This is a genomic window from Pseudoclavibacter sp. VKM Ac-2867 (assembly GCF_015351275.1).
Lineage (GTDB): Bacteria > Actinomycetota > Actinomycetes > Actinomycetales > Microbacteriaceae > Pseudoclavibacter.
Genome location: NZ_JADKSL010000021.1, coordinates 35,562 through 60,411 on the forward strand (window position 1 = coordinate 35,562; position 24,850 = coordinate 60,411).

Annotated in this window: 15 protein-coding genes and 1 tRNA gene; 7 read left to right on the top strand and 9 right to left on the bottom strand. The window is 68.5% G+C overall.

Annotated features, from left to right (window positions below):
• The first annotated feature begins 70 nt into the window (after positions 1-70).
• Both ITJ67_RS16805 and ITJ67_RS16810 read left to right on the top strand, forming a co-directional pair.
• Entirely contained in the window at positions 71-850 is a 780-nt protein-coding gene (locus tag ITJ67_RS16805; protein WP_194678400.1) for a response regulator transcription factor, read from the top strand.
• The gene (locus ITJ67_RS16810) at positions 847-2,376 is read left to right on the top strand and encodes a sensor histidine kinase (RefSeq protein WP_194678401.1); all 1,530 of its coding nucleotides are present in this window, start codon (positions 847-849) and stop codon (positions 2,374-2,376) included. The genes ITJ67_RS16805 and ITJ67_RS16810 overlap by 4 nt, the downstream gene beginning before the upstream one ends.
• Here the strand turns inward: ITJ67_RS16810 and ITJ67_RS16815 are convergent.
• From ITJ67_RS16815 to ITJ67_RS20335, 4 genes are all read right to left on the bottom strand, one after another.
• Positions 2,373-3,263: a DUF817 domain-containing protein gene (locus ITJ67_RS16815; protein ID WP_194678402.1), complete on the bottom strand. Its 891-nt coding sequence runs from the start codon at positions 3,261-3,263 to the stop codon at positions 2,373-2,375. The two genes, ITJ67_RS16810 and ITJ67_RS16815, sit on opposite strands and share 4 nt — an antisense overlap.
• Positions 3,264-3,540: 277 nt before the next feature.
• Positions 3,541-3,617 (bottom strand) — tRNA-Met (locus tag ITJ67_RS16820).
• A 586-nt stretch (positions 3,618-4,203) separates the two neighbouring features.
• On the bottom strand, positions 4,204-7,146 hold the full coding sequence (locus ITJ67_RS16825) for a UPF0182 family protein (protein ID WP_194678403.1): 2,943 nt from the start codon (positions 7,144-7,146) through the stop codon (positions 4,204-4,206).
• Between the two features lie 158 nt (positions 7,147-7,304).
• Positions 7,305-8,522, bottom strand: a complete 1,218-nt coding sequence (locus ITJ67_RS20335) for a PDZ domain-containing protein (protein WP_160072308.1) — start codon at positions 8,520-8,522, stop codon at positions 7,305-7,307.
• Between the two features lie 130 nt (positions 8,523-8,652).
• On the opposite strand from ITJ67_RS20335, the gene ITJ67_RS16835 reads away from it, so the two are divergent.
• Complete coding sequence (locus ITJ67_RS16835) at positions 8,653-10,020, top strand: zinc-dependent metalloprotease (protein ID WP_104331533.1); 1,368 nt, start codon at positions 8,653-8,655, stop codon at positions 10,018-10,020.
• An 898-nt stretch (positions 10,021-10,918) separates the two neighbouring features.
• Here the strand turns inward: ITJ67_RS16835 and ITJ67_RS16840 are convergent.
• Positions 10,919-12,691: an ATP-dependent helicase gene (locus ITJ67_RS16840; RefSeq protein ID WP_236558449.1), complete on the bottom strand. Its 1,773-nt coding sequence runs from the start codon at positions 12,689-12,691 to the stop codon at positions 10,919-10,921.
• Positions 12,675-13,613, bottom strand: a complete 939-nt coding sequence (gene nudC, locus ITJ67_RS16845) for an NAD(+) diphosphatase (RefSeq protein WP_228503195.1) — start codon at positions 13,611-13,613, stop codon at positions 12,675-12,677. Before nudC ends, ITJ67_RS16840 begins: the two co-directional genes overlap by 17 nt.
• Positions 13,614-13,707: 94 nt before the next feature.
• Here nudC and ITJ67_RS16850 point away from each other — a divergent pair, with 94 nt between their 5' ends.
• Positions 13,708-14,898: a phosphotransferase gene (locus ITJ67_RS16850; protein ID WP_194678405.1), complete on the top strand. Its 1,191-nt coding sequence runs from the start codon at positions 13,708-13,710 to the stop codon at positions 14,896-14,898.
• On the opposite strand, the gene ITJ67_RS16855 is transcribed toward ITJ67_RS16850, so the two are convergent.
• Together ITJ67_RS16855 and ITJ67_RS16860 are read right to left on the bottom strand one after the other, a co-directional pair.
• Positions 14,873-18,169 carry an ATP-dependent helicase gene (locus tag ITJ67_RS16855; RefSeq protein ID WP_194678406.1) on the bottom strand — a complete coding sequence of 1,099 codons (3,297 nt, stop codon included), beginning with the start codon at positions 18,167-18,169 and terminating at the stop codon, positions 14,873-14,875. The two genes, ITJ67_RS16850 and ITJ67_RS16855, sit on opposite strands and share 26 nt — an antisense overlap.
• Positions 18,166-21,528 (bottom strand): UrvD/REP family ATP-dependent DNA helicase, encoded by a 3,363-nt coding sequence (locus ITJ67_RS16860; protein WP_194678407.1) that lies wholly within the window; start codon positions 21,526-21,528, stop codon positions 18,166-18,168. The genes ITJ67_RS16855 and ITJ67_RS16860 overlap by 4 nt, the downstream gene beginning before the upstream one ends.
• 165 nt (positions 21,529-21,693) lie before the next feature.
• On the opposite strand from ITJ67_RS16860, the gene ITJ67_RS16865 reads away from it, so the two are divergent.
• On the top strand, positions 21,694-21,918 hold the full coding sequence (locus ITJ67_RS16865) for a DUF3107 domain-containing protein (RefSeq protein WP_194678408.1): 225 nt from the start codon (positions 21,694-21,696) through the stop codon (positions 21,916-21,918).
• An 8-nt stretch (positions 21,919-21,926) separates the two neighbouring features.
• On the top strand, positions 21,927-22,250 hold the full coding sequence (locus ITJ67_RS16870; protein WP_160072318.1) for a hypothetical protein: 324 nt from the start codon (positions 21,927-21,929) through the stop codon (positions 22,248-22,250).
• A 121-nt stretch (positions 22,251-22,371) separates the two neighbouring features.
• On the opposite strand, the gene ITJ67_RS16875 is transcribed toward ITJ67_RS16870, so the two are convergent.
• Complete coding sequence (locus tag ITJ67_RS16875; RefSeq protein ID WP_160072320.1) at positions 22,372-23,103, bottom strand: ferritin-like fold-containing protein; 732 nt, start codon at positions 23,101-23,103, stop codon at positions 22,372-22,374.
• A gap of 199 nt (positions 23,104-23,302) precedes the next feature.
• On the opposite strand from ITJ67_RS16875, the gene ITJ67_RS16880 reads away from it, so the two are divergent.
• Positions 23,303-24,805, top strand: coding sequence for a DEAD/DEAH box helicase (locus ITJ67_RS16880; RefSeq protein ID WP_194678409.1), 1,503 nt, complete (start codon positions 23,303-23,305; stop codon positions 24,803-24,805).
• Positions 24,806-24,850: the final 45 nt, after the last annotated feature.

Sequence of the window (24,850 nt, forward strand, 5' to 3'; positions counted from 1 at the left end):
AAGATTTGAGCTTCCTATGAGGAGCAGCGAACACCGCGCCACGACGCCGTTCCCATGACACGATGAAGGAATGCCCGATTCCGCCGCCGCTGACCCGATCATCGAGCCCGGTCGCCGTCGGGCGGTCCTCGCGCAGCTCCCCCGACTCCACCGCCCAGACGGCACCCCCATCCGCGTGCTGCTGGTCGACGACGAAGAGACCCTGACGAACCTGGTCAGCCTCGCGCTCTCGTACGAGGGGTGGCAGGTCGACGTCGCCAACAACGGCCGGGATGCGCTCGCGAAGTTCACCGCCGAGCGGCCGGACGTCATCGTGCTCGACATCATGCTCCCGGACATCGACGGCCTCAGCATTCTCAGGAACCTCCGAGGTCAGGGACACGCCACACCGGTGCTCTTCCTCACCGCGAAGGACTCCATCGACGACCGCATCATCGGGCTCACCGCCGGCGGCGACGACTACATGACGAAGCCCTTCAGCCTCGAGGAGCTCGTCGCCAGGCTGCGCGGCCTCATCCAGCGCGCCGGCGAGGCGGTCGCCGACGACGCCTCCCAGCTCCGGGTCGGCGACCTCTTCCTCGACGAGAGCAGCTACGAGGTGCGCCGCGGCAGCGACCCGGTCGCGCTCACCACCACCGAGTTCGAGCTGCTGCGCTACTTCATGCGCAACCCGAAGCGAGTCCTCAGCAGGGCCCAGATCCTCGACCGCGTCTGGAACTACGACTTCGCCGGCAAGGCGAGCATCGTCGACCTGTACGTGTCCTACCTGCGCAAGAAGATCGACGCCGGACGCACCCCCATGATCCACACGGTGCGCGGCGTCGGCTACGTCATCAGGCCAGCAGAATGAGGCCATGGACGCTGCGCGCGCGCATCATCGTCGGCGTCACCCTCGTCGTCGCCTTCGTGATGAGCGCGATCGGCATCATGAACGTCGTGACCCTCAACTCCGCCATCACGAGCGTCGTCAACACGCAGCTCGCCGCCTCCATGTCGGTGCTGGAGAACTCCGTCGACAAGTACCGCGTCGACGTCCCGGGCACGCATCCGCACCCCTCGAAGATGGGCGACTCGGCGGCACCGAAGGTCAAGCCCCTCATCAACTTCGTCGGCCACGCGCCAGGCACCATCATCGCCCTCGCCCACGACGGCGAGATCATCGACTCCGCATCGTTCAGCGAGACCTCCGCGGTCGAATGCGACCAGACCATCAAGAACGAGCTCACGGCGCTGGTCCAGTCACCCGGCTTCGCGACCCAGCACTCGCTGCTCGAGACGATCAAGCTCGATGACGCCGCCGGCGACTTCCGCGTCATGATCCACGAGTGGGACGGCGACCCGAGTTACGCCCTCATCTCCGCCGTCTCCCTCGACACCGCCCGTGACGCGACCTTCAACCAGACCGTCCTCACGCTCGTGCTCTCCTCGCTCGGCATCGGCCTCATCGTTCTCCTCGTCGCGCTCGTCATGCGAGTCGCGATGCGTCCCCTGTCGCGCGTGGTCACTGCCGCTGAGAACGTCGCGCAGATGCCCCTCGCCTCGGGCGAGGTCGGCCTCCGCAAAGCCGTGAAGTTCGACGACATCGACCCCCGCACCGAGGTCGGCAAGGTGAGCGAGGCCCTCGACAAGCTCCTCGCGCACGTCGACGAGGCCTTCGCCGTGCGCACCGCGGCAGACCAGCGGATGCGTCGCTTCGTCACGGACGCGAGCCATGAGCTGCGGACTCCGCTCGCCGCGATCCAGGGGTACGCGGAGCTCACCCGGCAGGATTCTGCGTCGCTGCCAGACACCACCGAGCGGTCCCTCGCCCGCATCGAGTCCGAGGCGACTCGCATGAGCTCGCTGGTCAACGATCTGCTCCTGCTCGCGCGCCTCGACGAGGGGCAGGACCTGCAGTTCGACACCGTCGACCTGTCCGAGCTCGTGATCAACGCCGTCAGCGATGCCCAGGCAAGCGACGCCGACCGTCACTGGAGCGCGACGGTGCCGCCGAGCGAGGTCTCGGTGCTCGGCGACTGGGAGCGCCTGCACCAGATCGTCGTGAACCTGCTCTCGAACGCCAGCCTGCACACCCCGAAGGGCACGCACGTCAACGTCTCCGTGCGCTACGAGCTCGCGGCCGCGTCGGCGACGGGGCGCGAGGCGGTCCTCATCGTTCGCGACGACGGGCCGGGCATTCCCCAGACGCTCCGCCAGGATCTCTTCTCGCGGTTCGCCCGCGGCGACTCCGCCAGGACCCGCGCATCCGGCAGCACTGGCCTCGGACTCGCGATCGTGAAGTCCATCGTCGAGGCGCACGGCGGACAGATCGCCGTCGAGTCCGAGGACGGCGCCGCCTTCATCGTGCGGATCCCCGCAGCCAAGGCCTGGGACTAGCCGGCCACCTCGCGAGACACGGGCTCAGCGCCCTCCCCGCCACCTGGCGGCCTCGGCGGGTACGCGAGCGTGACCATCACCACGGAGATGATCATGAGCAGGAACCACGAGAGGAGCTTCGTGATCGACACGAGCTCCCAGCCGTGCTCCTGATTCGGGTAAACCCACGCGCCGGCGAAGGTGCCGATGTTCTCGGCGAACCAGATGAACAGGGCGACGAGCAGGAACGCGACGAGCAACGGCATCCGGAGCGTCCTCCGGAACACGCGGAAGTGCATCCACGTGCGGCCCCACAGCACGGCCACGAACACCAGGAGGACGTACCGGAAGTCGTAGGCGTAGTGGTGCGTGAAGAAGTTCACGTAGATGGCCACGGCCGCGACCACGGTGAGCCAGATGCGCGGGTACCTGGAGAACCGCAGGTCGAAGAGACGGTAGACGCGGCACATATACGAGCCGACTGCCGCGTACATGAAGCCCGTGTAGAGCGGCACCGGGCCGATATGCAGCACTCCCCCGGACGCGTAGCTCCACGAGCCGACGCTGGTCTTGAACAGCTCCATTCCCGTGCCGACGACGTGGAAGGCGAGGATGACCAGCAGCTCGCGACCGGTCTCGAGCCTCGCCACCACCATGAAGACCTGGATCGCGACGGCGGCGATGACGAGGGCATCGTTGCGTGCCAGCAGCGCATCGTCCGGGTACCAGAGTCTCGCGGCGAGGATCACGACGAGCATGAGCGCCCCGAAGATGCACGCCCAGGCCTGCTTGAGCCCGAAGACCAGGAACTCGACCAGGCCGGCCCTGAGGCCGTGTGCGGGGGCACGCTCGAGGAGACGCCCCGCGACGTCGTCGATGCGCTGCTCGAGGCTCGTGAATCTGGCCACCTGGAACCGCCGCTCTCCTCCAGCGCCAACGATCGGCGCACGTCGAATGGCCGACACTAGCGGCACGTGTCCGCGAGCCCCCTGAGGCTGGCCATGACACCCTTGAACCGTCCGCGTCGACGGGGACCGCTCGCATAGGTCGGAATCTCGACCAGGGAAGAGGACACCCCTTCAGTCGGTGTCCGGGAAATGCGAAAGGCCCGCTTCCTCGAAAGGAAGCGGGCCTTGTGCCGCAGTTACATTTTGCTCTTTCGAGCAATCCCAACTTGTGCGGATCTGGTTGCGGGGGCAGGATTTGAACCTACGACCTCCGGGTTATGAGCCCGGCGAGCTACCGAACTGCTCCACCCCGCGGCACAAGAGAAAACATTACCAGCGGTCCCGGCGTCGTGCAACTCAGGCCCCCACTTCCCCGGAAAACTCGGCGTGTCGGGGGCATGAGATGCCTGCCGCAGGCGCCTCCGCAGGCCGCCTTACGGGCCGAAATTGCTCGAATTCGCGCGTATTCCCTCTGCGGAGCCCGCCACGGGACGCATCCCGGGCGCGTCGCGCCCGAGCGAGCACCACCCGCTCGCCCCGCGCCGCCGGCCACGCCGCCGACCACGCCGCCGGGCACGCCGCCGAGCGCAGAGTTGTGGCATGACGTCGTCAGCGGACTCCTGAACGGCACTAACCCACAACTCCAGCTTCGGGACGGCTGAGAGCGCGGGAGCGCGGGAGCGCAGGAGCGCAGGAGCGCAGGAGCGCAGGAGCGCAGGAGCGCAGGAGCGCAGGAACGCAGGAACGCAGGAGCGCAGGAACGCAGGAGCGCAGGAACGCGGGAGCGCAGGAACGCGGGGATGCGCGGGAGCGCCGCGCGGATGCCGACTTCCGTGCACGCAGACGCCGACGGGCGCCACCCTCGAAAGGGTGACGCCCGTCGGCGTGTGCAGCTCGGCGCCTACGTTGTCGGCGTCGGCTCCGGGGAATCGCTCGGCGTGGCCGACGTGCCGGAGACCTGGCTGTCCGCATCACGGGCACGGTTCAGCGCCTCGGTGAGCCGCTGGTCGGCCTCGGCAGCCGCAACGAGGTCGTTGCTCGCGTACGCGGCCGTCCGGTCCTCAAGTGCCTTCTCAGCGTCCGCCAGCGCGGTCGAGAGCTGCTCCTGAGGAGTTCCCGTGCCTCCACCAGAGGGTGGAGTCGTCGCTGTCGGTGCGGGCGTCCCGGTCGTGTCGTCAGGCACCGAGTCGACCGGCACGTCGTCGTCGGTGACCTCGACGCCGCCGTCACCGGCGTCAGCTCCGGCGTCGCCGCCGAAGAGCTCGTCGAGCGCCTCGTCGAGTGTCGGCTGGAACGCGATCTTGTCGCCGAACGCGACGAGCACGCGCCTCAGCAGCGGGTAGCTGGTCTCACCTGTCGACTCGACGTAGACGGGCTGGACATACAGGAATCCTTCGCCGACCGGCACAGTGAGGAGGTTTCCTCGCAGCACCGCAGTCTGACCGCCTCGCTCGAGCAGGTTCAGCTGGTTGGCGACCGTCTCGTTCGAGTTGAAGATGTTCTGCACCTGGCCAGGGCCGTTGACATTGTCGTTCTCGACTCGCAGCAGGGTTATCTTCCCGTACGTATCCGCGACGGTGCCGTCAGTGGACCCCGCGTTGGAGTTGGCGGCGAGATACCCCCTCAGCACGTTCCTCGACTGCGCGTTCGCGTTTGTCAACGGGATGTAGGTGGAGTAGATCGAGAACGCCGACTCCTGGCCGGGCATCTGCATCGTCAGGTAGTACGGCGGCTGCGATGCCTCTCCCCCGGTGGGGTTCTGCGGCAGCTGCCAGGCGTTCGTCTGGTTGTAGAACGTGCTCGCGTCGGTCACGTGGTACCTGGCGAACATCTCGCGCTGCACCTTGAACATGTCCGTGGGGTAGCGGATGTGGCTCAGCAGCTCACCCGACATCTCCGACACGTTCTTGAGCGTCGACGGGAAGACCTTCTGCCAGGTCTGCAGGATCGGGTCGGTCTCGTCGAACGCGTAGAGCGTGACGCTTCCGTCGTACGCGTCCACGGTCGCCTTCACCGAGTTGCGCATGTAGTTGATGACCTCTGGCGGCAGCGACGACGCTGGGGTGTCCGCGTCCTCGAGCAGGTTCTGCAGGCCGGCGAGCTCGGAGTACGGGTACTTGTTGCTCGTCGTGTAGCCGTCCACGATCCAGGTGAGGCGTCCGTCCACGACCGAGGGGTACGGGTCGGAGTCGATCGTCAGGTACGGGGCAGCGGCCTGCACGCGCTCAGCAGGGTCGCGGTCGTAGAGGATCTGCGACTCGTCGTTGACGTACTCGGAGAGCAGGATCTGCTCGGACTGGAACTTGATCGCGTACACGAGGCGGTTGAAGAAGTTCCCAAGGTCGGGTCCTCCTTCACCGGTGAACGTGTTGTAGGTCTGCGTCGCGCCGTCAGCTCCCGAGACGTGGTCGAACTCAGCGGGCTGCGAGCCCTCCGGAGCGCCGACGATGGAGTACTCGGGCGAGGACTGGCCGAAGTACACGCGCGGCTCGAAGTCGCCGAGCGCACCTTCGCTGGGCATACCGCCCTCGATGAAGAGCGGCTGACCGTCCGGTCCGCGCTGGTTGCCGTAGGCCGTGACGAGCCCGTAGCCGTGCGTGTAGACGATCGTGTTGTTGACCCACGACTGCGCGTCGGCGCCGAGACCCGCGATGTTGATGTCGCGGACGGAGCCCACCGCGTCCTGGACCTGGCCGTCGATCTCGTAGCGGTCGACGTGGAGGCGGTCAGGGAACTGGTAGTACGCACGCTCCTGCTCGAACTGCGCGAACGTGGGCGAGACGAGCGAGGGGTCGAGGATACGGATGTTCGCCGTGGTGTCTGCGTCGTCGCGCAGCTGCCCCTGGCTGACCGTCGTCTCGGCCGCGTAGTTGATCTCCTCGATCTGATCGAGACCGTAGGCGGTTCTCGTCGCATCGATGTTGTTCTGGATGTACGGGGTCTCGAGTGCCTGCTCGCTCGGCCCGACCTGGAACTGCTGGACGATCCACGGGTAGACCATGCCGACGACGAGGCCGACGATGACGAGCAGGGCCGTGCCGACGAGCGGCAGACGCCAGCGACCGATGGCGGCCGCGATGAAGAACAGGACAGCCACGACGATCGCAGCTCCGGCCAGGATGCCCTGACCGGGGATGGTCGCGTTCGCCTCGGTGTACAGCACACCCGTCCAGCGACCGGAGAGCGTGTTGAGCGCGGCGTAGCGGTCGAGCCAGAAGCTGACGGCCTGCACGAGCATGTAGAGACCCGCGAGGATCGCGATGTGCGTGCGGGCGCTCTTCGAGATGACGACCTCGCGACCGGTCACGCGGATCCCGCCGTACAGGTAGAGCGTTGCCGCGGTCAGGATCAGCGAGAGGAGCACGACTGCGCTCACGAAGGCGACGACGCCTCGGAAGAACGGAAGCTGGAAGATGTAGAACGAGACGTCCAGGTTGAAGACCGGGTCGGTCTCGCCGAACGGAGTGGAGTTCATCCACATCAGCACGGTCTGCCAGGAGGCGATGAGCGCGACGCCGGCGAAGAGGCCGAAGATCGCGGGGACGAAGATCATCGCACCACGACGGATCGGCTCGATGACCTGCTGGTAGCGGTCGAGCTGCTCGTTGAGCTTGGCGTAGACAGGACGCGCACGGTAGGCGATCTGCAGGTTCGCGTAGAGGGGAACGCCCATGCCGACGAGCCCGATGGCGAACATGATCGCTCCGGCACCCCACTCGGTGAGGAGGACCTCGAGGACGCCGAGCTGGTCGTACCAGAGCACGTCCGCGTATCGGCCAGCGAACCAGAAGAAGACGACGAGGAGCGCCACGACGATCAGCAGTGTGATCGTGAGCGGTCCCATCCGACGTCGGCTGGCGGGTTTCGGACTCTGGGGCTGTTGAGCTGCAGTGCTTGTCACGTCGTACCTGTCATTGCCTGGAGGGGCCGTTTGTTTTCCGAGAAAGGGGAACTAGAGGAGTTTATCTGGCAAGTGCCTGGCAAAACTGAGACTGGCGTGGGTCATGAGCCGAGAACCGACTCGCAGGTGCGAAGCGCGGCGGTGTCTCCACCCTCCCCGACGGTCTGGATGACCTGCTCCGCCTCGTTCAACGAGGACACCGCGTACACCGGGATGTCACCGGGGATGCCCCCGTCCAGGACGTCCTGGCAGTTGTCGGCGGGAGCGAGGAAGAGGTCGGCGCCGACCTCCACGGCAGCGTAGAGCTTCTGCGTGATGCCGCCGATGCTGCCGACCGTGCCATCAGGTGACATCGTGCCGGTTCCAGCGACGTGCAGTCCCTGTGTCAGGTCGCCGTCGACGAGCTTGTCGGAGACGGCGAGCGCGAAGATGAGCCCCGCGCTCGGTCCGCCGACGTTGCCGAGCTCGATGTCGACATCGATCGGGAACTCATGCTGGGTGGCGACCGTGACTCCGAGCAGAGGCCGCTCTTCCCCCTCGACGAGTCCCGGGCGTGGCGTGATCGAGAACGTCTTGCTCTCGCCAGCCCGATCCACGACGACGTCGACCGGTCCGAGGCTGTCAAGGTTGCCTCCGGAGGCCTCGGCCACGGCTGCGGGAAGCCCCTCCGTCGAGTCGACCGGGATCCCGCTGACCGATTTCACGATGTCCCCGGGCTCGAGCATGCCGGCCGCCGCCCCGTCTTCGCCGACCGAGACGATCGCAAGCGCTGTTCCGACGTCGTACCCCTCGTTGATGAGCGCGGCGGCGATCGCGTCGGCCTCAGACCCCTGCATGAGAGCGGCGTTCTGCGCATCGCGCTGCTCGCCGGTCTCCGCGTCGGCGTAGTACGCCTCGACGGGAAGGACATCGTTGGATGGCGTGACAAGAGCCAGGAAGACCTCGAACCAGTTGGGCAGGTTCTCCGGCCGGCCCCCGACATTCACCGTCATGACGTCGAGCTGCCCGTCAGATGGCTCGAACGTGTCGGCGCCGCCGATCGTGATGACCTCGACCTGCGTCGTGTCCTCCTGCGAGGCCTGCACCGTGCCGAGCGCGTCGAAGACCGGGCCGGGAGAGCGTACGACGTAGGGCGCCGGGCTGAAGCCGAGGGCGACGAGCAGGAGCATGCCGACGGAGAGGAAGACGAGTCCGACGCGCGCCCGCCTCGAGCCTTCCTCGCTGCGGCGACGGTTCGCCTCGTGCGCCCTGGCAAACGCCTCTGACTGCTCGCGAACTCGGGCATCCCCCTCTGAGGAGGGTTCGGAGAAGAAGGTCACTGCGCTCGTTTCGATGTCCTGCGGCTATTGTTCGCCCGTGGCGCAAGGCACTCGGCGCATACGCAGTCACGGCGACCCTTCCTTGGAGGGGCCACGAGCTAGCGTAGATCCAAGCGCTGGGAGGTGCGGAATGAGTGATGCACAGGGACCGATTCCCGACGACGGATCCGAAGACGAGCTGCGCAAGCTGCTCCGCGAGCTGCTGAGCGGGCAGGGAGGCTTCGACCCCGCCAAGCTGGCGGGAGTCGCTGGGCTCCCGAACGACCCTGCCGCGGTGCAGGCACTGCTGTCGCAGCTGCAGGCGGCCGTCGCGAACCCGGGCAACGGACTGGACTGGCAGGTCGCACGAGACCAGGCCCGTCGGGTCGCGCAGCCCAAGAACCGCGAGATCAGCTCCGAGGAGGCCGGGCGATTCGACCAGGCCTTCCGAGTCGCGCAGCTGTGGCTCAGCGAGGCAACCCAGCTCGGGGAGCTCAGCGAGTCTCCTGCGACGCTCACCCGACTCGAGTGGATCACCGGCTCCATCCAGTTCTGGACCTCGCTCTCCGAACCCGTCGCGACGAGCATCGCCGACGCTCTCATGAACGTGCTGACAGAGCAGACCCCGCCAGAGATGGCGCAGCTGCTCGGCCAGTCCTCCTCGATGATGCGCGGCATCGGCGGCGCGATGTTCGCCGTGCAGCTCGGCCAGGTCGTCGGCAACCTCGCGGAGGAGGTCGTGGCTGGAGGCGACATCGGCGTGCCGGTGCTCGACCACAGCCGCCCCTCGCTGCTGCCGCAGAACATCGACGACTTCGCCGAAGGCCTCGACGTCGACCGCGAGCAGATCGAGCTGTACCTCGCCGTCCGTGAGACTGCCCACGCGAGGCTCTTCCAGCACGCCAAGTGGCTGCGCCTGCACCTCATCTCCTCGATCACGGAGTTCGCGAGAGGGGTGAGCATCGACGTCTCCCGCATGGAGGAGCTCGCGCAGACGCTCGACCCGAGCGACCCGGACGGGATCAGGGCTGCGCTCTCCGAGGGCGCCTTCATCCCGCCCCGCACGGAGCAGCAGGAGGCGGCACTCGCCCGCCTCGAGACCATGCTCGCCCTCATCGAGGGCTGGGTCGACGTCGTCACCGAGGACGCAACAGCGAGGCTGCCGAAGTCGGTCGCACTCGCGGAGACCGTGCGGCGGCGGCGCGCCGTCGGCGGCCCCGCCGAGCGCGCCTTCGCCTCGCTCGTCGGGCTCGAGCTCCGTCCCCGCCGCCTCCGCGAGGCCGCCGCCATGTGGCGCGCAGTCTCGGAAGCGCACGGAGCGGCCGCACGCGATGAGCTCTGGGCCCACTTCGACGCTCTCCCGACGAGCGAGGACATCGACCACCCCGAGGCACTCGTCACGAGGCTCGGCTTCGGCGAGCTCCCCGCCGACGAGTACGACGAGGCGCTGACGAAGTTCCTCGACGACCCCTCGGCGTTCGGCGACGCACCGGAGGGCGGCGACACGCCAACGAGCTGACCCCGCGCCTCCGGCGGACCACAGCCATCGATCGTGGCTGTGGTTCCGGTTCTCGCTTGGCCTGCTCCTGAGCCTGGGCTGTGGAGAACTCCTGCGGGGCGTCGAGCGTTCCAGCAGGATCTCTGCATGGAACTGCGATTGCCACCTGGCGTGCCCCTCGTGTGGCGCTCCCCCACCGAGCTCCAACTGGGCGGCGTGAACGCTCGTGCGGTCATCCGCGACCCGAGCGCGGCCGCCGAGCGGCTCATCGAGTCGCTGCGAAGCGGCGGCACGCTCGCGCAGTTCCACGAGCGGGGCGCACGACTCGGACTGAACAGCGACGAGGTCGAGGCGTTGCTCGGGCGCGTGCGGGGGCTCCTCGAGCCGGTACCGGTCTCGCCGCGCCGGAGGTCCGGGGCAACCGCACCTCGCGTCAAGGCTCGACCACCCGTCATCCTCGTGCGCGGCACGATCGCCGGTGACGACCTCGCCGGGCCCATCGCGGAGCTCGGCTGCACGGTGCGAAGCGCGCGCGGCGACTACCAGCCCCCGCGACCTGCCGAGATCGGCCTCGTCGTCGACTGCGGAGACTACGTCCTCCCGCCTCGGCGGTACACGCCGCTCATGGCCTCGGATGTGCCGCATCTCGCCGTCGTCGCGGGCGACCTCGACGCGAGCATCGGACCATTCGTCGTGCCCGGCCGCACCCCCTGCCAGCGCTGCGAAGACCTGAACCGACTCGACGCCGATCGTGCCTGGGCTGCTATCGCCACCCAGCTCGCGCTCGCAACGCGTGCCCAGCTCCCACGCCTCACGAGGGAGGTCGTGCGCAGCCTGGCCGTCGACGCGGTGTCATCGTGGCTTCGTGACGGAACCGCGTCGCGCTACTGCGGTCCGGAGGTCCTGACGATCGACTCGCTCACCGGCGAGGTCCGCCGAACGCCCCGTTCGTTCCACGACGAATGCGGGTGCCGAGCTCTCCCAGGAAGCGAGAAGCCGGCCGCTCAGCGTCGCGCCGACCGCCGTACTGCGCGTGCGTCAGACGCAGACGCTTCCGCGCACGCGTGACGGCGACGTACAGGAGCCTGCGCTCCTCGTCGAGCTCGTCCTGCGTCTCCGCGTACCAGATCGGCAGCAGCCCCTCGCTGACGCCGACGATGGTCACGCTGTCCCATTCGAGGCCCTTCGCGGCGTGGATGCTGGAGAGCGTCACCGCTCGCAGCTCCGGCTCGTACTGCATCTTCGCGCGCTGCTGAAGCTCCGCCGAGAACTCCGCCAGCTTCGTACCGTGCGGCTGGGCGTCCGCAAGGCGCAGCAGCGCATCCCAGGAGTTCCAGCGGTCGCGCAAGGCGCCGGAATCGGCCGGCGGCTCGTGCGTCCATCCCAGGTCGCGGAGCACGTCGCTCACCGCTTGGAACAGCGGCCCCGTGGTCTCCTGCATGACGGCGGCGCGCAGGGCGCTGAGCGCTTGACGGACCTCGGGCTGGTCGAAGAAGCGCCGCTGGCCGATGGCCGAGTAGGCGATGCCCGAGTCCTGGAGCGCTCGCTCGATGGCGGCCGCCTGCACGTTCGTCCGGTACAGCACGGCGATGCTCTCGATGGGGATGCCGCCTCGCAGATCCTCGCCGATCCGGTGGACGACCCCGCGAGCCTCGTCGTCATCATCGTGGAACTGCAGCACCTCGGGCAAGGGCTCGCGCCTCGGAGTCTCAGCGGCCGGCTCGAGCGTGAGCGCGTACGGCACGTGCCTGGCGACCTCGTTCGCGACGCCGATGATGGCGGACGACGAGCGGTAGTTGTCCTCGAGGCGCACGACCCGCGCATCCGGATACCGCTCCGGGAACCCCGTCAGGAACGAACTCGATGCGCCGGCGAACGAGTAGATCGTCTGAGCCGCGTCGCCGACGACGCACAGCTCGCGACGCGCGCCCAGCCACAGCTGCAGAAGCCGCTGCTGCAGCGGCGAGACGTCCTGGTACTCGTCCACGACGAAGAACCGGTACTGCTCGCGCACACGCTGCGTGACCCATGGCTCGAGCTCGAGCATGCCGACCGTCGCCAGCAGCACATCCTCGAAGTCCATCTGCCGACGCTCGTCCTTGATGTCCTCGTAGGCCTGCAGCAGGCCGAGGGCGGCATCGTCGCTCATCCCCTTCGGCAGCGATCGCGACGACCGCAGCTGGATGGCGTACTCCTCGAGGGACAGCTCACGCACCTTGCGCCACTCGATCTCGGTCGCCATGTCGCGCACGCCGGCAGGATCGAGCCGCAGACCGATCCGCTCCGCGGACTCGGCGATGAGCCTGCCCTTGCCCTTGACGATGGCCGGGGCAGGGCCGCCGACCGTGTGCGGCCAGAAGAAGCCGAGCTGGCTGAGCGCCGCCGCGTGGAAGGTGCGCGCGGCGACGCCGGAAGCTCCCAGATCTCGGAGGCGCCCCCGCAGCTCACCCGCAGCCTTCGCCGTGAAGGTCAGGGCGAGCACCCGTGAGGGGTCGTACACCCCGGCGCGTATGCCGTACGCGATGCGGTGCGTGATCGTTCGGGTCTTGCCCGTCCCGGCCCCGGCCAGGATGCAGACGGGGCCGACGAGAGCGAGCGCCGCCTCGCGCTGAGCATCGTTGAGCGACGCCAGCAGGCTCACATCCGCCGTCGACGACTGCGCGAGGCTGTCCGAGTCAGTCGAGGTGACCACTGAGCCAGGCGTCGATGATCGCGCGGGCGATGGAGGTGGGACCGGGCAGGCGATCTTCGATGGCCCTGACCTCGTCCCGGGTGAACCATCCCAGCTCGACGATCTCGTCATTGTCGGGCTCGACGGTGGACGGATCCTGGTCCGGGTGGAGCTTCGCCGTGAAGCCGACCATGATGCTCGCGGGGAACGGCCAGGGCTGCGAGCCCAAGTACCTCGGCTCGACGACGTGCGCCCTCGCCTCCTCGTAGATCTCCCGCGCAACAGCGGCCTCGAACGACTCACCCGGTTCGACGAAACCCGCCAGGAGGGAGAAGCGTCGTGGGTTCCACCTCACGTTGGCGCCGAGCAGGATCCGATCGTCGCGGTCGAGCACCGCGGCGATGATGGCGGCGTCCGTGCGGGGGAAGCTCACGTGCTTCTCCCCCTCGGCCTGCCTCACCCAGCCTGCGAGACCGGCGCTCGTCGCCGAGCCCGTGCGTGGCGAGAAGGCATGCGAGTCGTGCCAGTTCGTGATGGCGAGAGCCTCGGTGAACAGCCCGCAGTGCACCGCCCCGAGATGAGCGGCGGTCTCCATGAGTCCGGCCCACAGTCGTGTATCCGGTTCGATCGTCGCCGCGAGTGCCTCGTCGACGCTGACCGAGACGACCGAGGTGCCCAGAGGCAGGTCCTCGTCGTCGGCGATCGTCCTGCCCAGGTACACGGCGTCGGCGACGACCGGCGCGAGGAGGGTCGCGCGCTCGCTGGTGGCGGCCAGCAGCTCGAGCTTCGGGCCGTCACCCGCCGACCGCATGAGCGCTTTGCCGCCGTTCAGGACGAGCACACGGGTTGCGCCGTCGGCGAAGAGCGACTGCACGAGACCGGGTTCGCTGCGGCGCTCGTGGTCGCGATCGGTCTGCTGCTGGGCAAGAGGAAGACGAGACATGAAGTGATTCATAGGCGGATTCATCCTAGGTCGCCTCGGGGCCGTGCGGGCGTGGCACTCACTCAGGCTCCGCCGTGCCTCCTAACCTGGAACCATGGCTGAGCTCTCGCTGGAACTCGCGGCACTTGCAGTGGCCGCTGTACCCGACCTCGATGTGGCTGCGGCCCTCGAGCACACGTTCGGGGCGCAGGGTGACTTCGACGCCGCCCTGCTGACCCTCGCCGACGGCGAGACCGTCATAGCGCGCCGCCCGACGTCGTCGGCGGCGGCCCAGGAGCAGCTCGCCGATGTCCGTGCACTCGCCGTGCTGACGCCGGGGATGCGAAGCAGACTCCCCTTCCAGGTCTCGGAAGTCCTCGGTCACCTCGCCGAGAAGCGCGAGCGCGTCGCGGTCTACACGTACCTTCGAGGCATTCCGGCCGACCGCGAACCTCTCGAACCGGGGACGCTGTTCCTCGTGAGCCTCGGGCGGGCCATCGCATCCGTGCATTCCCTCCCCAAGGGGCCCGTCGAGGCTGCGGGGATGCCGACGCTCACCGCCTCGGAGGCCAGGCAGGCCGCCGCTCAGACCATCGCGAGGGCGAAGGAGACCGGGCGTCTCCCCGTGACCCTCGATCGCCGCTGGGGTGCAGCCATCGACGACGATTCGCTCTGGCAGTTCCAGCCGACGGTCATCCACGGGGCGCTTGGCCTGTCCTCGATCATCACGGACGGAAACCAGGTCAGAGGGGTGCTCGGCTGGAGCGACCTCCGCGTCGGCGACCCCGCTCGAGACCTGCACTGGATCTCGTCGCTGGACGGGGCGATCGCGAGGGGCATCCTCGACGAGTACACGGACGAGGCACCAGGAACTGTGGACCGGCAGCTTCGGCAGCGGGCCCTCCTCTACGCGGAGCTGGAGCTCGCTCGCTGGCTGCTGCACGGGGTGGAGGCCGGTGACGCGGAGATCATCTCGGACGCCGAGGGGATGCTCGACTCGCTGGTCGACCGCATCCACCGGGCCCCCGCGCAGCCGCTGGTGCACGAGACTCTGCCCGTGCTCGACATCGCCGAAGTGCAGGAGCTGCTCAAGGAAGCCGCCGGAAGGCGTCCGGCTCATCAGCCCGAAGCGCACGACACCGGGAGCGGCGTGCTCCCCGGCCTGGTGCACGAGTCGCCGTCCGGCGCCCCGTCGGGCGTGCATCCCGATGACAGTCCGGACCTTGACGTGGATCACGCCGCCGAGGACGACCTCGACGACGACACTCCGCCGAACGACTTCATGCGGACGGACTCGCTGCGCTGAGGGCCGCCTCGGCTTCCGCGAGCAGCCGTTCGAGCTCTGCACGCCCCGTGACCTCCGGGACTCTGATCTCCTCGCCCTCTCGGACGTAGACGAGCACTGCGTCGATTCGCTCAGGGGGCACACCCGTGTGCTCGGAGTAGGCGAGCGTGTAGAGCGCGAGCTGCAGCTGGCGCTCCCAGCGTGCGCTGTCGCCGCTCGGAACCCTGCCCGTCTTCCAGTCGACGACCTCGACACGTCCCTCGTGCTCGAAGACCGCGTCGATCTTGCAGACGACGGTCCGATCGCCGAGTCGGAACTCGATCGTCTGCTCCACGAGGCTGGGGGTTCGATGTGGCCAGGGGGTCTCGAGGAACGCCTCCTGCAGGCGTTCGAGCTCGGCGAAGTCCGCGTTCGAGGCGTCGGCGATGCTGCTCAGGGCGCCGTCCTCCGTGCCGAAGATCTCCGCCATGCCGAGGAGGTCTCCTCCCGCGTTCGGGGCCGCGTAGTGGGCTTCGACCCAGGCGTGGAACATGGTGCCGATGCGGGTCTGCCTGAAGGGCTTCTGCGGCATCGGCCGGCGCAGCTGAGCCGCGATCTCGGCGGGATCGGTGACAAGGTCCTTGAACTTGGATGCGGCGAAGCGCGCAGGGAGCTGGACGCTCGTCACGGTGCTTCGTTCAGCGCGTTCGCGGAGGAGCAGCTCGATGCGCCTGGCGAGTGCACCGCCCGGTGTCGCCTGGGTGTCGTGAGCGTGGGCGACCGCCTGTGCGAGCTCACTCACCCGCTCGTGACGCTCAGGGCTGAAGGGGGTGTGGGGCCAGGCGACGCTGTCGGCCGCGAGTGATGCCGGTGCCTCATCGAGGGTGTTCTCCGGTGGGGCGTCGATGATGCCGGCTTCGGCCAGCTCGTCGACGAACACCGAGACCTTGCGGGCGGTCTTGTGGATGGCGCTCCAGTAGGAGCCGGAGATGAGGAGCTCGTGACGGGCGCGAGTGTAGGCGACATAGGCGAGTCGGCGTTCCTCGTCGTCGTTGCGTTCCTTGATGCGCTCCTTGAGGTCGACCATCAGGTCGGCGAGTTCCTTCTGCGTCTCCGCGTCTCGCCACGGCAGCTCCGGACGGTCGTGCGCGTCGAGGAGGAGCTCGTAGGGGATGACGCCGCGTCGAATCCAGCCGAGTCCGTCTCTCGAGGTGCTCGGCATCTCCCCTTCCACGCTGCGGGGAACCGCGACGAAGTCCCATTCGAGCCCCTTGGATCCGTGGATGCTGAGCAGCTGGACCACGCCGGGCTCGGCCTGCTCCTGCACGGGAGCGAGCGAGTCGTCGCCGGCAGCGATCTCGACCCAGTCAAGGAACGCGCCGAGGTCGGCATCGGGTTCGGCGGAGGAGAAAGCGGCCGCCGCCTCGGCGAAGGCGTCGAGGTTGCCGACTCTTGCGATGTTGCCGGGGTTCGCGGTGACCTCGAGGTCGAGGCCCATGAGCGCGATGGTGGCATCGACGAAGCTCGTGATGGGCAGTCCTGAGTTCCGGCGGAGCTCGGCGATGAGCTCGCTGACGGCAGGGATGCGCTGTCGGGCGCTGGGGCTGAGACCGGCGAGCCAGGTGTCGGGCTCGGTTCGGCGATCTTCCGTGGCGATCCGAGACGCGAGGAAGTCGAGGGCCTCCTGCAGGGGCACTTCGTCGTCGCCCGTCGCGAGCTCGCGTTTGCTCGCCCGCACCTCGTCAGCCAGAGACGCCATGGTGACGTCGCGGTTCGCGAGGCTGCGCGAGACGTCGTGGATCGTCTTGACGTCGGCGAGGCCGAACTGGAATCTTGCGCCGACGAGCAGACGGATGAGCTCGTTTCCTGCGGTGGAGTCGTGCGCGACACGCATGGCGCAGCGAAGGTCGACGACCTCCGGGGCCGAGAGCAGTCCACCGAGACCGATGACCCGGTTGGGCACGCCCGCACGCGTCAGCGCCGCGGAGAAGAGCGGGAGCAGCTTTCGCGCGCGTAGGAGCACTGCGCCGGACGGAGGTCTGGCGTCAACGTCGACGTCGACCACGATCCGCTCGCGCATCCAGGTCGCGACGGCAGCCGCCTCGTCGTCGAGTGTCTCCGGGAAGGCGAGAGAGACGCTCCCCTCGCCTGCCCCTGGCCGGGTGCCCAGCTGCGTGACACCGGGGTCGCTGGCTTCCGGCAGCCGTGAGGCGACCTGGTTTGCCGAGTCGAGGATCCTGGCGTCGTTGCGCCAGGAGATCGAGAGCTGGAAGGTGGGTTCCTCATTGGGCGCAACGATGCGAGACCTGAAGTCGCCATGGAATCGACGCATGTTGCCCGGGCTGGCTCCACGCCAGCCGTAGATGGACTGCTTGGGGTCGCCGACTGCGAGCACGGGATGATCGCCGAAGATCGTCCCGAGCAGGCGCGTCTGCCCGACGCTCGTGTCCTGGTACTCGTCGAGGATGACGAAGCGGTGCCTGGCCCGCAGCTCCTCGACCACGGCCGGCGTGCTCGAGCAGATCTCTGCCGCGAAGGTGACCTGGTCGGAGAACTCGATGAGCCCCCGTTTGCGCTTCTCAAGCTGGTAGCGCTCGGCAAGCCCCACGAAGATCGGCAACTCGTCCAGGATCGCCACGGCGTCAACCACCGGCTTCAACGGCGTGTTCGCCGTGCCCCGACCGGGGAGCTCGGCAACCCTTCTGAATTCCTCGACGAAGGACTCGCAGGCCGCGGCGGAGAGCTGGTTGTCGCGCATCGCACGTGCGACGCCCAGAGCGAGGCTCGTTATGGCGCCGAGCTGCAGGTCAAGCGAGCTGAGCCTGGTGTCGTCGCTTGCCAGCACGACACTGCGCATGAGAGCAAAGGCGGTCATCTCATCGACGATGCGGGCATCAGGTTCCTGCCCGATGAGCAGGGCGTTCTCGGAGAACACCCGGTTGGCGAACGAGTTGTAGGTCGAGACCTCCGGAGACGCGAACTCGTCTCCTCCGACGAGGCCCTCGCTGCGGAGCCGAGCGAGGGCGAGCTGCACGCGTTCCCGGAGTTCTCCTGCGGCCTTCCGAGTGAAGGTGAGGCCGAGGATCTCGGTGGGATGCACGCCCTGGGCAGCGACGAGCCAGACGATGCGCTGCACCATGGTCTGTGTCTTCCCACTTCCGGCCCCTGCCATGACGAGGCTCGGAACCGGGGGTGCCTCGATGACGAGGCGTTGCTCGGGCGTCGGCTCGAGCATGCGGGACGGGTCGTTGTCGGCGAGCGCCAATGCGATGTCGCCGTGCGTGACGGCTCCCATGGGCCAGGCATGCGTCATTCGGTGACCTCCGATGCGGCGTGCAGCGCGCATGCTCGTCCGCCACCGAACGAGCCGAGGCAGTGCGACTCGAGGTGGGCTTGGTAGTGGGCGTCTGCGAGCTCATCCGAGCTGGAGCTGGAGCTGGAGCCGAGGGGCTCTGGGATGCCGATCATGCCGAGGGCGACCGAGCGGACTCGGTCGAAGAACTCGGCCGTCGCGTCTTCGTCGAACGGCTGCTGGGTGCGTTCGCTCCACTCCAGCTTCTTCGTGGGCTTTGCCAGGAAGACGAGCTTCGCCTCGTGCACCGGTGCTGCCGGGATCTGCGTTCCCCGGTCGCTGCGCGGAGGGAGCTCGACGGCATGGACGAGGCGCTCGACGGGGTCACTCACGGCGCCGGAGGTGAGGGCGATCTGATATGCGGCGAGCTGCGCGTTGGCCGGCATGGAGTCGTTCGACGGCATGGATTTGCCAGTCTTGAAGTCGACGACGTCGACCGACCCAGCCGCCGTGCTCTCGATTCGGTCGATCTTGCCGCGCAGGGTGATCTTGGCGGTGTCCTCGCCCTCAACCCGGACCTCGACGGAGAAGGCGCGCTCGGCGCCGAGCAGTTTCCCTCCCCCGAGCGAGACTCGATGCAGGTAGGCGGAGAGGTTCCGCACGAGCTCGTCGACCTTGGCTCGAACCGCCGTCTCCTGCCAGGGGGCGTCGAAATCGCTCGACCGCAGCCTCGCCTGCGCGAATGCGGTGCGGGCTTCGAGGTCCGGGAAGTCGAATTCGGCCGCAGCGTGCACGATGTTGCCGACGTTCATGCTCTCGCTGGTGCTCCCACCACCGTGGGAGCTGACGAACCAGTTGACGCCGCAGTCCTCGAAGCTCTCGATGTTCGATGGAGAGACGGGGATGTTCGCCTCTGGGTCGCTCGGGTCGTGCAGCGGCTTGCCCGTGGTGGGCCCCGCGAGGCCGTACCACTCGGACGGCGACGCACCCGGCACCCCCTCCTGCGCGAGCGTCGCGAGGCCCGCGGCCGCGGATGGGTCGACGCCCTCGAGCATCGCGGTGCGACGAAGCTCCCCCACAATCCCGCGGAGCGTCAGCGCCCCCTGGGCGGCGCTCTCGGACGCCGCGGGGGTGTCGGGCCACGTGTGGGGCGTGAGGAGGAAGAACGGCGAAGGCGCGCTGTCCTCGCTCTCCTCGGCCGTCAGGAGGAGCCACTCGGAGGACCTGGAGACGGCCTGCGCGAACATCCGTCGCTCGTCGTGCAGCACCTCGAGCCGACGGTCGACGAGGTCGCGGGTGGTGTCGATGCCCCGTTCGAGCTCCGCGAGCTGTCCGGCGCCGAGGAGCGAATCGCGAAGACGCAGGTTGGGCCAGACCCCGTCGGAGAGGCCGGCGACCACGACGGCCCGGAATTCCCGTCCGAGCACAGCTGCCGGCGTGGTGACGGTCACCGTGCCACCGTGCGTGCGACTCGCCAGAGAGTCTGCCGTGACCTCGCTTCCCGTCCACTGCTCGAGGAAATCGCGGATGCTGGCGTCGGGCTGCCGCTCCACGAACCGCTTGCCGACGTCGAAGAGCGTGACGAGTGCGTCGAGGTGCGCGCTGAGCTGCTCGGCGCGGGGCCCGGAGCCGAGCGCCAGCTCGCGCCAGGACTTGGCGAGGCCGAGACGCTCCCAGACGGCGAAGAGAACCTCGTCGGCCGCGATGCTGAGCTGCTGCCCGTTCGCGGCCGCGATCTCACCCGACACCGCGCGCAGGAGCGTCCCGAGCTGCTGGAGGGCGCGCGTGGCACTGCGGCCGGTCGCAGAACCGCCAGTCGCGAGCAGGCGCTCGAACGTCGCGGAGGCGGGGGCATCCGGGTCGGTCAGGAGACGCAGCCCTGCGACTCGGGACACGGCTTCGACCAGGAGGTCGTCGGCTGGCCGGTTCCCGCCGGCGGCGATCTCGTCGAGGCGCAGTGCGCGCCGGACCCGCCTCAGCTGCACGGGGTCGATCGCGAAGACCGGTGAGGCGGCGAGCTCCGAGATCGCCTCGGCCGTGAGCTCCTGGGCACCGCTGGCGATGGCGGCGAGCCGGACGACGGCCTGGACGGCGCGGTCGCTTGCCGCAGGGAGCGCCTGAGAGGAGCTCGTGGGCACCTCGAGCTTCGCGAGCTGACGACGCAGCGACTCGATGCTCCCGCCTCGACGCGTGATGACGGCCATCTCGTCCCACGGCACGCCGTGCAGCAGGTGCAGTTCACGGAGGTAGTCGGCGATGCCCCGGCACTCGGCAGCGGACGATGCGGCCGAGAGACGAGCCACCGCCGGAGGGGCGGACTCCGGCGGCCCGCCGACTCGAGGTGTTTCGGCGGCCCGGTGCCGCAGCTCCCGCTGCACGCCGATGCCCTCGGTAACACCCCGCACGAAGGCACGGAGCTCGGCGCCGCCACGATGGGCGGTGCCGAGCACGAGCCTCAGCGGCTCCTCGAGCGACCCGCGCGTCTCTCCCCGCCAGTCGGCAGCCAGTTCGGGACGCGATCCGCGGAACCCTCCCGTGGTGATGTCGGGGTCGCCGAAGGAGACGACGCGCACCCCGCGCAGCGCGAAGGCGGCGAGCAGCCGCCTGCCCGACTCGGTGAACTCCTGGACGTCGTCGACGAGAAGCAGCTTGAGCTCAGAGAAGGCGTCGAGCCGCTCAGCCGCGTGGACGATGCTGACGGCCTCGAGCACGATGCCTGGTGTGTCGAAGGCGTTCGGCTTCGCCTGAGCGACGCTCTCGCGGAACTGGCGGGCCAGTGCCGCTGCTCCCGACCACACTGGCCTCAGGTGCGCGAGTTCCTCGAGACGCTCCGGCGTCACGTCGTACTCGGACATCGCCGCCAGGAGATCGCGGACCTCTGCTCGAAAGCCGCGGAGGCCGATGGTCTCGACGCTGACGGGCGCCGCCCACTCGATGGGCGCCGCGTGCAGCTGCTCGTGGCCGTTCGCGGAGCGCGCCTCGAGATCGCTCTGGATGAGCTCGGCGAGGATCGTGTCCTCATCGGCCCCAGTGAAGAGCTGCGGCGCCTGCAGGCCCTGCCTGGCGCGATCCGCGCGCACGATCTCGAACGCAACGGACTCGGGCGTGCGCGCCATCGCCCCGGGAGTGCTGACTGAGAGCCGTTCGCCGATGACCTCGCGGAGCCGCGCGGCGCTGCGGCGGTCTGGCGTCAGAGCGAGCACCTCAGCGGTGGAGAGTCCGTCCGAGAGGACTCGCCTCGCGAGCAGTTCGACGAGCGTCGTCGTCTTTCCGGAGCCCGGCGCACCGACGACGCTGACATGCGAGCGCGTCGCGGCCTCGAGCACAGCCCGCTGTGCGGCGTCGAGGGGCACGGCGTCGAGTGCGGCGCTTGAAGTCATGCAGTCACGGTATCTCGGGCCGCCGACATCGGAGACTGCGCACGGGATGTGACGGCGCGATGGGCGGACTGTTGCGCCCACGGCGAAAGGCGCGGTCAATGTGCGCGCGCCAGGCAGGCTGCCGGTAGCCTTGCCAGACACCCGTTCGCATTCGAAAGGCGCCAAGTGGAAGTTCGCATCGGCATCAAGCACGCCCCACGAGAGCTCTCGTTCGAGACCGACCTCACCAAGGATGACTTCGAGCGCATCATCGAAGAGGCAGTCGCGAAGGACGTAGCGATCGTGAAGCTGCACGACTCGAAGTCACGCTCGTACCTCGTCTCCACCCAGAGCATCCTCTACGTTGAGCTCTCCGGCGACCAGGCTCGTCGCGTCGGCTTCATCGCCTAGCCTCGGCCATGGAACTCATGTTCGCGGGCCTCGCGGGGATCCTCCTCGGCGTCGCCGTGCAGTTCGCGGCACCGCACCGATCGACTCGCGGCCCGGTGCTGCTTCCGGCGCTCGGCGGCATCGTCGCCCTCGTCGTCTGGCAGGCGCTGACCTGGCTTCAGGCCTCCGCCCCGTGGCTTGCCTACGACGGCGGATGGATCTGGGTCATCACCCTCGGTGTCGCGGCGATCGTCACGGTGTCCGTCGGATGGTCGCTCAGCAGCCGACGCCAGCATGACGACGACGATCTCCTGCATCGGCTGAGCCACCTCGGCCGCGCGCAGAGCGCCTAGGCACGCGAGCGCACTCGCTCGAACACGACGAAGGCCCCCGCCACTCGAACCGCTCATTGGAGCAGTCGAGGATGGGGGCCTTCGTCATGCGCCGTGGCTGTTGCGACGCCACCGCGCGTTCCTAGGCCGCGAGGCCGAGCGTGTTCATGCGGCGCGAGTGGCCGGCGTAGAGCACCGAGGCCAGCTTCTCGAGCTGCGCTTCTCCATCGGGGACCAGCGCGTCTCCGCTCGAGCCGAGGGGAACGTCGAGCGCGAGCCGGATCGCGAGCACCGTGTCTCCGACGATGCGTCGTCCCCACATCGCCAGGCGGTCGCCGAGACCGTCCTCGAAGTGGATCGCCGCGTCGATGACGGGCACCAGCTGGTCGCGCTCCTCGTCGGTGAGGAACACGGGCGCAAGCGCCGATCGGTAGCTCTCGCCGCCGTACTCGGCGACCTCGCCGAAGAAGTCACGGAAGAAGCCAGAAGAGAGGTGGCAGCTGAGGAGCCGCTGCGCCCAGTCGTGGCCGAGGACACGCTCCGGGTAGCCGGCGAAGTGCTTGGCCGCATCGCCGATTCGCGCGATCGCTTCGGGTGCGGCCGCGGCTTCCGCCCCACCGAGCAGGTCCCTGTGGCGCTCGAGCGCTGCGTTCGCCGCTGCGCCGATGTGCTGCTTGTTGGCAAGGGCGGGGGCCTCGTTCACGATGGCAGACAGCTCTTGGAAGAGGAGCAGCTCGAGGTAGGCTGCGCGCGCCACGAGCACATCGGCGGGAACCAGCAGGTCGCCGAGCGACGTCGCTGGCTTCGGCGCGGATGCTGGGGCTGCGTCGTCCTGAGATCGGTCTCCGCCGCGCCTTCCGAATACTGGCTTCACACGCTCATCCTATGTGCCAGAGGAGTTCCCCTTGTCGCAGGTCCGCAGAGACCCTTTCCGAGAGAACGACGGACAAGCGGGTGCGCTGAGGACCGAATTCAAGGTATTCGCTAGACTGTGGCGATGCCGCGACCGCGGCCGTTCGGCGCCCTTCGACTTCCCGGGCGCATCCCACAACTGCAGACAGGGCGTTTCACTCGTGAAGTTCTCCGACCTTTCCATCGATGCCGACATCGTCTCGGCCCTCGAGGGACACGGCATCACCGAGCCGTTCCCCATCCAGGAGCAGACGATTCCTCTCGCGCTCAGCGGGCAGGACATCATCGGCCAGGCCAAGACCGGCACTGGCAAGACCTTCGGCTTCGGCCTCCCCCTCATCCAGCGACTCGGCCTCGACCCGGCTCACGGCGTCCAGGCGCTTGTCGTCGTACCCACGCGCGAACTCGCCGTCCAGGTCTACGAAGACCTGCAGATCGCCGTCACCGGGCGCAGCACGACCGTCGTCCCGATCTACGGCGGCAAGGCCTACGAGGGCCAGATCGAGCAGCTCAAGGCAGGCGCTCAGATCGTCGTCGGCACGCCGGGGCGCCTCCTCGACCTCGCGCAGCAGCGCATGCTCAACCTCTCCAATGTGCGTGAGATGGTGCTCGACGAGGCCGACAAGATGCTCGACCTCGGCTTCCTCTCCGACATCGAGCGCCTGTTCGCACAGACGCCGGCGACCCGCCACACCATGCTCTTCTCGGCGACGATGCCCGGCCCGATCGTCGCGCTGGCCCGTCGCTTCATGACGAAGCCCATCCACATCCGCGCGACTGACCCGGATGAGGGCATCACGCAGGCGAACATCGAGCACGTCATCTACCGCGCTCACCCGCTCGACAAGGACGAGATGATCGCCCGCATCCTGCAGGCTGAGGGTCGCGGCAAGACCGTCATCTTCACGCGCACCAAGCGCGCCGCGGCGAAGCTCATGGAGGAGCTCACCGACCGTGGGTTCAAGGCGGCAGCCGTGCACGGCGACCTCAACCAGGAGCAGCGCGAGCGTGCCATGGCCGCGTTCAAGGCCGGCAAGAAGGACGTGCTCATCGCGACCGACGTCGCAGCCCGCGGCATCGATGTCGACGACGTCTCGCACGTCATCAACCACACGATCCCGGAAGACGAGAAGGCCTACCTCCACCGAGTCGGCCGCACCGGGCGCGCCGGCAACACGGGCATCGCCGTGACCTTCATCGACTGGGACGACCTGCACAAGTGGGCGCTCATCTCGAAGGCCCTCGAGCTCGGTGCGGAGGAGCCCGTGGAGACGTACTCGTCCTCGCCGCACTTCTACGCCGACATGCGCATCCCCGAGGGCACGAAGGGACGCATCGCTGCACCGAAGCGCGAGGTGCAGTCGCCCGGCAGCCGTCACACCGGAGAACGCAGCGGAGAACGCAACGGAGAACGCAGCGACCGCGGCGGCTCCAGCTCACGAGGCTCGGCTGAGCGTCCGGCGCGCTCGCGCTCGCGTCGTCGCAGCGACGATGCAGCTGCGGCCCCGGCCGGAGCAGCACCGAGCACGGAGTCGACGACCGCCGGCGAGCAGCCTGGTGGCGAGGCAGGGGCGGAGCGCCCGGCTCGGCGCCGCCGCCGCCGTCGTGGCGGGTCCGGCAGCGAGTCCGGCGCCCCGCGCCAGGAGTCCCAGGCCAGCGAGTAGCGTCCAAGCACGAACCGCGAGACGGCGCCGAGCATCCGCTCGGCG

What these genes read in the sequence shown, in the direction of transcription:
- ITJ67_RS16805 (WP_194678400.1), top strand. Translation starts at nt 71, where the DNA reads ATGCCCGATTCCGCCGCCGCTGACCCGATCATCGAGCCCGGTCGCCGT.
- ITJ67_RS16810 (WP_194678401.1), top strand. Translation starts at nt 847, where the DNA reads ATGAGGCCATGGACGCTGCGCGCGCGCATCATCGTCGGCGTCACCCTC.
- ITJ67_RS16825 (WP_194678403.1), bottom strand. Translation starts at nt 7,146, where the DNA reads ATGGGACCGCTCACGATCACACTGCTGATCGTCGTGGCGCTCCTCGTC.
- ITJ67_RS16835 (WP_104331533.1), top strand. Translation starts at nt 8,653, where the DNA reads ATGAGTGATGCACAGGGACCGATTCCCGACGACGGATCCGAAGACGAG.
- nudC (WP_228503195.1), bottom strand. Translation starts at nt 13,613, where the DNA reads ATGTCTCGTCTTCCTCTTGCCCAGCAGCAGACCGATCGCGACCACGAG.
- ITJ67_RS16850 (WP_194678405.1), top strand. Translation starts at nt 13,708, where the DNA reads ATGGCTGAGCTCTCGCTGGAACTCGCGGCACTTGCAGTGGCCGCTGTA.
- ITJ67_RS16855 (WP_194678406.1), bottom strand. Translation starts at nt 18,169, where the DNA reads ATGACGCATGCCTGGCCCATGGGAGCCGTCACGCACGGCGACATCGCA.
- ITJ67_RS16860 (WP_194678407.1), bottom strand. Translation starts at nt 21,528, where the DNA reads ATGACTTCAAGCGCCGCACTCGACGCCGTGCCCCTCGACGCCGCACAG.
- ITJ67_RS16870 (WP_160072318.1), top strand. Translation starts at nt 21,927, where the DNA reads ATGGAACTCATGTTCGCGGGCCTCGCGGGGATCCTCCTCGGCGTCGCC.